This is a genomic window from bacterium (assembly GCA_040753085.1).
Classification (GTDB): domain Bacteria; phylum UBA9089; class JASEGY01; order JASEGY01; family JASEGY01; genus JASEGY01.
Genome location: JBFMHI010000123.1, coordinates 1 through 8,173, shown reverse-complemented (window position 1 = coordinate 8,173; position 8,173 = coordinate 1). Strand labels below are relative to the sequence as shown.

Below are 8,173 nucleotides of genomic sequence, written 5' to 3'. Positions count from 1 at the left end.
ACCGGAACACAAAAAAGTCCCAAACTGGCTTTCAGAGCGGGAAAAGGCTGTTTATGTTTGCTGCACACATTGCCTAAAATTGCTAAAAGTGTAAAGCTGCTATTTCAGCATTTTGAAACGATGCCCTTTTATTTAATTGCGTTCAACCTCGACAATCATTCGAGACAGGAAATCCCAATCACGCTTTAAAAGAGCGCCCAGATTACTGTGATTGGCCTTCAGGTGTTCATAATATTCTATAACACTTTCACAAAGGTCGCGCAGTGCTTCGTCTTCACTTTCCCCAGAGCCAAACGTATTCAAGTCATAAGAGGAAGCAATGTAGACATCATCTTCGAACACGATATTTACAGGAAAAGGGGATTTGAAAAGATATTTCCCGTGCCCCAGGTTCAAAATAGTGATGTTTTTATCCACACTCCTGGATGTTATTTTGGAGGGTTGATCAATAGTTACTGGCCCCATAAACGCCCTACTCCTTCCCCTCACCTTCGCCTTTACTCTCCTTAGGCTCTGTTGGTTCTGGAGCCTTCAGTAGATGTATATTCCGCACGACTCTGGTCTTCTGTTTTAACTTCTCAATAAGCTGGTCAAAGGTCTGTTTTCGTTTGGCCTGAAGGGCGGCCTCTTTAACCTCTTGATTAATTTCCTCAAGCTCTTTGGGAGAGGCCCCTCTTCTTTCTTCCAGTTTAATGATATGGAAACCAAATCTGGTCCTGACCAGATCACTGATTTCACCTTCTTCCAGGGCAAAGGCCGCTTGCTCAAACTCCTCCACCATCTGACCCTTTGAAAAAAACCCCAGGTCACCTCCCTTTTCAGCCATTGGGTCTTCCGAGTATTTTTTAGCCAGCTCAGCAAAGTCAGCGCCTTTGGCTTTGGCCTCAGGTAAGATTTCCTCTGCCCTTTTTTTAGCCTTGTCTATGGTGGGAGTATCCGCATTTTCATCGACTCTAATCAGGATATGTCTGGCTCGAACCTCAACCTGGGGATTAAAGTCTTCTTTATGCTCTTTATAGTATTTTTCAACTTCGGTTTCGTCAATGGCCACCTCATTTAAGATCTGAGCCTTTATTACTTCGTCAGCTAAAATCTGATCTCTGATCTCAGCCAGTTTCTTGTGGATATCCTCTCGCTTATCTATGCCCATTCGTTCGGCCTCTTCGACCAGGAGCTTGGTGTTGATCCATTGGTCAACCAGCTCTTCGTATCCCCCTTTCGTTTCAAGTATACTCTGATATTGAGGAGGGAGTTCCGATATTCGCTGATTAAATTCTTCCAGAGTTAAGACTTCATCATTGACCTGAGATAGAATCTTATCCTCCCCGCCGGCTTTATTGCAGCCAATAATCAACATACCTAAGCCCAGAAGGGCTACCTTGAATTTCATAATCTATCTCCTTTCGTATTTATTTGATCGCGTCCCATTATACCATCTTTGCTCTTAGCGGTCAATCATAAAATTTAGGTGAAAGATGACGGTTAGGCAAAAAGTCGAATTTTTGCCACTGGCTTTTGTCCCATCTGGACTTTTTGCCGGATCATCAAAGATAACTACCCGGCTAATCAGGTAATCGGTGCTCGGTAATTGAGTTTAGTGAGAGTGAACCCCCAACTCATACTGATAATTCCAGAATCTGCAAAACAGCCTTGATTAATTAGAGTTAAAAGTTATCCTTCATGAAAATGCTCGGCCAGCCAAAACAAGAGATGTAATTAACTGCAAATAAATTACTTGCAAATTCCTGCCTCCTGTGGTATAATTGGATTAAAAGCAATAACCACAACCCCAAAAACAGCAGGAGGCAAAGAAGCATGTCCTCTGTCTTCTGACTCCTCTTGAATACAACTTAGTATCAAAAGGAAGAAGGAAAATAGTATTACTATTATAAAAAGTAAGAAAAATAATTCTTGACATACTCTATTTTATATGGTATCCTTTTTGTGAAAAGGAGGAATAGGTTATGATTACCACAGTTGTAACTGCAAAGGGACAGATTGTAATACCCTCAAAGATAAGAAAACGACTCAATATAAATAGAGGCACTAAACTATATATTGAAGAAAAGGCCGAGGGGTTGATGATCAAGCCTATAACATCTGCATATTTTGAAAAGATAGCTGGTGTTTTACAGACTAAAGGGAAATTATCAAAATTGCTCCTTGAAGAACGCTTAAGGGATAAAGAAAGAGAGGCTTAATCTATGAGAAAAGTGCTTGATGCATATGGCCTTCTGGTTTTTTTAGAAAGAGAGGCGGGATTTGAAAAGGTTAAAGAGTTTTTCGTTACTGCAGTAGAAAAAGATAATTATTTGTTAATGACTTCAGTAAATTTTGGAGAAGTTTACTATATTACCTTACGAGAATGTGGGGAGGATAAAGCTGGTGAGATTGAAAAAATAATTCAAACGCTTCCCATAGAAATAGTTGATGTAGATATACATCTGGCTAAAGAAGCTGCTCGTTTTAAAGCCACTAAAAAAATTTCCTATGCGGATTGCTTTGTTGCCGCTTTAGCAAAACTCCATAAAGGAGAGATTATAACCGGAGATAAAGAGTTTAAAGAAATAGAAAACGAAGTAAAGATTTTATGGATTTAGTAAATTTTATGGTAATTATTTAGCCACAAATACACACAGATGAAACACAGATTTTTCCTCAAATCCGCAATCATAAATCCAAAATTCGCCACCGTTCACCTCACCACGGAAACACAGAGACACTCAGAAAAATCTAAAGGACAAGTCTCTTAATGAGGTCTTTGTCATTCAAAATTTAGACCACGCAAAAACTTGATATTGCTGACCCAATTATTTGCTCTGTAAATGCTTTTTCTAAAATCATTCTCCGTGTCTCAGTGTCTCTTCCGTGGCTGAATAGTTACATTATTTTTAGAGAGACCAACCGTAGTTTGGTCACCCGGGGGTCGATAATTACTTCGTCATGCTCAAAATCAAGCTTCATCCGCCAAGCCTGAAGGGTCTTGGCTCCGATAATAGCCTCTTCTGAAAAGTTGGGAATCAGCATAAATTCATCAAAGAAACGTAAGCCATTGATGTAAAAGTTAAGACTTACCCTTTCGGTAGCTGTTGCCATCTCGCCTTCTTTTGCTCTCCCAAACTCCATTGGTTCAGGTAAAGGAAGGGCAATCTCAAGTTCACGAGCTAAGTCTGTTTGCTTTGTCTCCCAACTAACTGCTTAACTTAGTTTTGAGTAGTTACAACAGAGCCAATATATCTTTTTCTCCCTTTGAGCCTACTAAACGAATAGATTTTTCAATAACTGCCATATAGTTCTTTAAACCTTCCTTCCGATAAAATTTCTGTTATTTTGGCTCATCACGGATTATAGTGGGTAATATAGGGATAAGGTCTAAAGACCCCAATAAAACTTTGAAATACCCCTCTATCTACCAAAGGAACTACGAGCAAAGCCCCGCCGCAGGCGGGGTAAGTGAGCAAACAAACTGCCCGCAAAATTCGCAATGTTTAGATTGGTCGGGGCGACTGGATTCGAACCAGCGACCCCCAGCCCCCCATGCTGGTGCGCTAAACCAAGCTGCGCCACGCCCCGGCATCAATGTTTAATTAACGTAACCGTTCAGCACATGATGCTGGATGCTCGATGCTCGATCTTCGATGCTCGATCCTCGATACTCGATGCTCGATCCTCGATACTCGATGCTGGTAAAGGATCCAGTATCCAGCATCGAGTATCGAGCATCCAGCATCGAGCATCGAGGTTGTGTCTTTGTGCCTTAGTGGCTGAATAGTTACTAATTATTTTCTAATATCTCCAGCATCTCTGTCAACTCTTTCCTCACCCACGACAAGTCTGAGCTGGCTTCCCTGGTTTGACCCGTTTGTTCTTCAGCTAATCGCTTTTTGGCGCCGGCAATAGTATATAGATCACGGTGCAGGAGTTCGTTTATTCGACAGACAAGCTCAATATCCTTTTTCTGATATTTTCTCTGTCCAGCCCCATTTTTTGCCGGCTTTAATAAATCAAATTCTGACTCCCAGTAACGGAGCACATAGGCCTTGACGCCTGTTAAGGCGCTAACCTCGCTGATAGAAAAAAACAATTTATCAGGAATCTGAAGACACATCCAGACAACTCCCTGCAGCTAACTCAAAAAGGGACGCAGATAAACGCAGATTTTCAGGATCTTCAAAATCAGAGCACAGAACACAGAGCACAGAAAAAATGATTTTTTATCTGTATGCTGTATTCTGATTTCCGACTTTTATTCCGTGAATCTGCGAAAATCTGCGTCCTGAAAAAATCGCGGCACGGCCGCTTAACTTGACCAGGATAAAAATCTGCTCCTTAGTTTACTGCCTCACGAAGGGCTCCTCCTGGTTTAAATACTGGCACCTTCTTGGACGCAATGCTGATAGTCTCGCCGGTTTGGGGGTTTCTTCCCTGGCGAGCGGCGCGGTTGCGAACTTCAAAGCTGCCAAAACCAATCAACTGAACCTTCTCACCCGCAGCTAAGGCGTCTTTTATGGCATCAACAACCGCCTCCACCGCGTCGCCTGCCTGCCTTTTAGTTAACCCTATCTCAGCTACCTTGTTTACCAGGTCTGCTTTGGTCACTTCTGTTTCACCTCCTTCCCTTTTCAGATCTTCATCCCTCAGCTCTTGGTTCTCGAAGCATTAACTCGGTAACTGCTTTCATAGGCTTCTTTTTTCTAAATAGAATATCATAAATCTGTTCAGTAATAGGCAGTTCAAGCTTAAATTCTTTAGCCAATTTATAGGCCGCTTCAGTTGTTTTTACTCCCTCCGCTACCTGAGTCATCCGTTTTAGGGCCTGAGAAAGAGACAAACCTTGACCCAGCATCTCTCCTAACTGACGATTTCGGCTGTGCCGACTGGTGCAAGTGCCTACCAGATCGCCTATCCCAGCCAGACCAAAGAAAGTTTCCTCCTTGGCACCCAGGGACACGCCCAATCGTATTATTTCTACCAAACCACGGGTAATAATAGCCGCCTTAGTGTTGTCTCCAAACCCCAGGCCATCTGATACCCCGCTGGCTAGGGCAATGATATTTTTCAAGGCCCCGGCTAATTCTACCCCCCTCAAATCAGGATTAGTATAAACCCGGAAGGTAGGCGTAGCCAGTAAATTCTGTAAAAATTCACCGTAGGCTTGATTTAAGGTGGCCACCACTACGGCGGTAGGCATCTTCCGGCTTACTTCCTCAGCATGACTTGGCCCCGAGAGAACAGCTATCTTATCTTTTACCCGGAGGCCAAGGTGCTCACTTACAATCTGAGAGGGAGTATGCTGTGTCTCAGGTTCAATCCCTTTGACACCAGATAAGATAGACACATCTTTCCTTCTTACCTCAGCCAAACTCCTTATTACTTCTCTTACGGCATGCGAAGGGATAGCCAGAATAATTAGTTCCACATCTTTTACCGCTTCCTCCAGACAGGAAGTAAAAGACATTCGCTCAGGAAATTTAATCCCTGGCAAATACCGTTGATTTTCTCGATCTACCTTTAAGGACTTTATGTGTTCCGCCGCATAATCCCAAAGACAGATATCAATACCTTTTTCGGCTAAGAGAACAGCTAAGGTTGTTCCCCAGGAACCAGCCCCCAGCACCGTGATACGTTGATCTTCCATTTATAACGGAGCCATATTACCACACCCATCCAAATAATGCAAGGATTTTTTGCGTGGTTACTGGATTTTTCGATCATTCTACCACTAAAGCACCAAGACGAAGTGCCTTAGTGGTTAACTGATTTCCTCAAATCTTCCTATCTTTCGAAGTCGCTCATACCTTTGCCGGATCAACTCGTCCAGATTAAGTTTTCTAAGTTCCTCTAAATGTTTAAGAATTGATGCCTTGAGTCTTTCGGCTATCAGGTCATAGTCACGGTGGGCCCCACCTAAGGGTTCTTCAATGATCTCATCGATAATTCCCAATTGGGACAAATCTTTGGCGGTTAGAGCTAATGCCTTGGCCGCCTCTTCAACTTTATCCCGATCCTTCCACAAGATAGCGGCACACGCCTCAGGGGAGGCGACCGAGTAAATGGCATTGGAAAGCATTAGGAGCCGGTCTCCCACCCCAATGCCTAAGGCGCCTCCACTTCCCCCCTCGCCAAGAATGACCACAATAATAGGCACTCGAAGTGAAGATAAGGTAGCTAAGTTTACGGCAATAGCTTCAGCCTGTCCCCTCTCCTCGGCCCCCAGGCCCGGATATGCGCCGGGGGTGTCAATAAAGGTGATAAGCGGTCGGTGGAATTTTTCGGCCAGCTTCATTATTCGGCAAGCCTTTCGATATCCTTCCGGATGGGGCATCCCAAAATTGACTGTCAGATTTGATTTGGTGTCCTTGCCTTTACGATGACCAATAATAACCACCGGCTTACCATTCAATTTAGTCAAACCGGCCGCTATAGCCAAATCATCACCGAACCGACGGTCACCATGAAGCTCGATAAAATTAGTAAACAACCGGGGCAAATAATCACTCAGGAGAGGTCTTCTGGAATGCCTGGCCAACTGGGTTCGCTGCCAGGGAGTGAGGTTGGCGAAGGTTTCAGTCTTTAGAGCGACTACCCTCTCTTTAAGTCGAGTGACCTCGTCACTCAAATCGATATTTTCCGTTGAGCTGAATCGGGACAATTCCGCTATCCGATTTTCTAACTGCTCAATCGGTCTCTCAAAATCAAGGATGCCTGGTTCCAATGATATATTCCCCCTCTTCTCATAGCGAATGGCGGATTTAATATCTTGGGATGGTTCACCGTAACCGTTCAGCACATGATGCTGGATGCTCGATGCTCGATCCTCGATGCTCGATCTTCGATGCTGGTAAAGGATTCAGTATCCAGGATCGAGTATCCAGGATCGAGCATCCAGAATCGAGCATCCAGGATCGAGGATCGAGGTTGTGTCTTTGTGCCTTAGTGGCTGAACGCTTACGGTTCACCTTACTCCGAAATCTAAAGTTAAAAGAACGCCCTGGTATATTCGATCTTGACCCGGCGTTCAGGTTTATCTTCCCTCAGGTCATTGAAATGAATCCCGGCTAAAAGATGGGGGGTGAAAAAGAACCCCAGGCCGGCGTTCAACCGGCTTTCGTCTTTTATCCGGTCCTGGTAAAAAGGAATTTGATCAGCCTCTGCCAGCAATAGCCACCGCTTGCCTAAAAGCAGATCTAATCCCACCGCTGCCCTTACCTCATTAAAATCAGGCTCCTTACCCGGGGCATGGACCTCCAAGACAGGACGGAGAGATATCTTTTTGGCTTTGGAGAACCAACTCAGGGCTAAATAAGCGCCTCTGGCCCCTTCTTCCGCTGTATCGGCTGCCTCTTCTCCATACTCGGCCGGATCATAACCAAGACTAATGGTCGGCACCAGTCCGAAACCTTCCATAAGTCTCAACCTGGCCCAGACAGGGATAGGCAAATCAATATCAACCTCCTCTCGTCCGATTAGGTACTTTATATCAATCGGTAGCCCCAAGGTAAGGTAATTGGTCACTCCCAAGGCCGACCTCACCAAGACCCCGCCGTTGCCATAAAGTTCTAGGTCAATATCTATATCTCCTTTGAGAAGAGTTTTTGTGGTGGGGATAGTTACCAGGTCAAGACCGGCCTCAGCTTGACTCAGTGGGGCTATGAATAGAAAGACCGTCAGTAATAGTCCAAAATAACTCCCTCTTGGTTTCATTCGACTCAACCTCCTCCTGCGGATTGCGGATTGCGGATTGCAGAAGGCACTAATGGCGGAAGATAAAATCCGCATTCCGCGATTCGCGAATCGCAATCCGCAATCCGAAATCCGAAATCAACCTGATGGTGCCGGGGACGGGACTCGAACCCGTACAGGAATACTCCCACATGGCCCTCAACCATGCGTGTCTACCAAATTCCACCACCCCGGCCAGCCTTTTCTTAAAAAAAACGGGTTTCTCGGAAAATTGTTGTAAAAGCAGTTTAGAGCCTTTCCCCAAACTTCCTCGGTATCTACTCAAAATCAAGTTAAAAAAGTAAGCTCATTACAGATTATAGTGCTATGGGTTAAGTTTCATCTCCTTTTGTCCTGACAGCGTCGGCATAAGAGCTTCCCCTCCCTTGATGGGCTTATCCTTACCCACATCTTTTAAAAACCACGAAGAACACGAAGGGCACGAAGATAA

Annotated in this window: 12 protein-coding genes and 2 tRNA genes; 4 read left to right on the top strand and 10 right to left on the bottom strand. The window is 44.4% G+C overall.

The window, feature by feature from the left end; genetic code table 11:
- Window positions 1-132: 132 nt before the first annotated feature.
- Entirely contained in the window at window positions 133-465 is a 333-nt protein-coding gene (locus AB1797_11150) for a hypothetical protein (GenBank protein MEW5768156.1), read from the bottom strand.
- A gap of 7 nt (window positions 466-472) precedes the next feature.
- Window positions 473-1,390, bottom strand: a complete 918-nt coding sequence (locus AB1797_11145) for a peptidylprolyl isomerase (protein MEW5768155.1) — start codon at window positions 1,388-1,390, stop codon at window positions 473-475.
- A gap of 574 nt (window positions 1,391-1,964) precedes the next feature.
- Here AB1797_11145 and AB1797_11140 point away from each other — a divergent pair.
- Together AB1797_11140 and AB1797_11135 are read left to right on the top strand one after the other, a co-directional pair.
- Window positions 1,965-2,201 carry an AbrB/MazE/SpoVT family DNA-binding domain-containing protein gene (locus AB1797_11140; GenBank protein MEW5768154.1) on the top strand — a complete coding sequence of 79 codons (237 nt, stop codon included), beginning with the start codon at window positions 1,965-1,967 and terminating at the stop codon, window positions 2,199-2,201.
- 3 nt (window positions 2,202-2,204) lie between these two features.
- Complete coding sequence (locus AB1797_11135; protein ID MEW5768153.1) at window positions 2,205-2,600, top strand: type II toxin-antitoxin system VapC family toxin; 396 nt, start codon at window positions 2,205-2,207, stop codon at window positions 2,598-2,600.
- A gap of 280 nt (window positions 2,601-2,880) precedes the next feature.
- On the opposite strand, the gene AB1797_11130 is transcribed toward AB1797_11135, so the two are convergent.
- Window positions 2,881-3,096, bottom strand: coding sequence for a hypothetical protein (locus AB1797_11130; GenBank protein MEW5768152.1), 216 nt, complete (start codon window positions 3,094-3,096; stop codon window positions 2,881-2,883).
- A gap of 398 nt (window positions 3,097-3,494) precedes the next feature.
- Window positions 3,495-3,573 (bottom strand) — tRNA-Pro (locus AB1797_11125).
- Window positions 3,574-3,607: 34 nt separating this feature from the next.
- Here AB1797_11125 and AB1797_11120 point away from each other — a divergent pair.
- Window positions 3,608-3,772, top strand: a complete 165-nt coding sequence (locus AB1797_11120) for a hypothetical protein (GenBank protein MEW5768151.1) — start codon at window positions 3,608-3,610, stop codon at window positions 3,770-3,772.
- Window positions 3,773-3,775: 3 nt separating this feature from the next.
- Here the strand turns inward: AB1797_11120 and AB1797_11115 are convergent, their stop codons facing one another.
- The 4 genes from AB1797_11115 to AB1797_11100 all read right to left on the bottom strand — a co-directional run bounded on the left by AB1797_11115 (window position 3,776) and on the right by AB1797_11100 (window position 6,721).
- Window positions 3,776-4,108, bottom strand: a complete 333-nt coding sequence (locus AB1797_11115; protein MEW5768150.1) for a MerR family transcriptional regulator — start codon at window positions 4,106-4,108, stop codon at window positions 3,776-3,778.
- A 221-nt stretch (window positions 4,109-4,329) separates the two neighbouring features.
- Window positions 4,330-4,599 (bottom strand): HU family DNA-binding protein, encoded by a 270-nt coding sequence (locus tag AB1797_11110; GenBank protein ID MEW5768149.1) that lies wholly within the window; start codon window positions 4,597-4,599, stop codon window positions 4,330-4,332.
- A gap of 31 nt (window positions 4,600-4,630) precedes the next feature.
- Window positions 4,631-5,638 carry an NAD(P)H-dependent glycerol-3-phosphate dehydrogenase gene (locus AB1797_11105; GenBank protein MEW5768148.1) on the bottom strand — a complete coding sequence of 336 codons (1,008 nt, stop codon included), beginning with the start codon at window positions 5,636-5,638 and terminating at the stop codon, window positions 4,631-4,633.
- Between the two features lie 114 nt (window positions 5,639-5,752).
- On the bottom strand, window positions 5,753-6,721 hold the full coding sequence (locus AB1797_11100) for an acetyl-CoA carboxylase carboxyltransferase subunit alpha (protein ID MEW5768147.1): 969 nt from the start codon (window positions 6,719-6,721) through the stop codon (window positions 5,753-5,755).
- Window positions 6,722-6,790: 69 nt separating this feature from the next.
- Between AB1797_11100 and AB1797_11095 the strand changes: the two genes are divergently transcribed.
- Window positions 6,791-6,937 (top strand): hypothetical protein, encoded by a 147-nt coding sequence (locus AB1797_11095; GenBank protein ID MEW5768146.1) that lies wholly within the window; start codon window positions 6,791-6,793, stop codon window positions 6,935-6,937.
- Between the two features lie 41 nt (window positions 6,938-6,978).
- On the opposite strand, the gene AB1797_11090 is transcribed toward AB1797_11095, so the two are convergent.
- Together AB1797_11090 and AB1797_11085 are read right to left on the bottom strand one after the other, a co-directional pair.
- Window positions 6,979-7,704: a hypothetical protein gene (locus AB1797_11090; protein MEW5768145.1), complete on the bottom strand. Its 726-nt coding sequence runs from the start codon at window positions 7,702-7,704 to the stop codon at window positions 6,979-6,981.
- A gap of 126 nt (window positions 7,705-7,830) precedes the next feature.
- Window positions 7,831-7,918 (bottom strand) — tRNA-Leu (locus tag AB1797_11085).
- Window positions 7,919-8,173 lie beyond the last annotated feature (255 nt).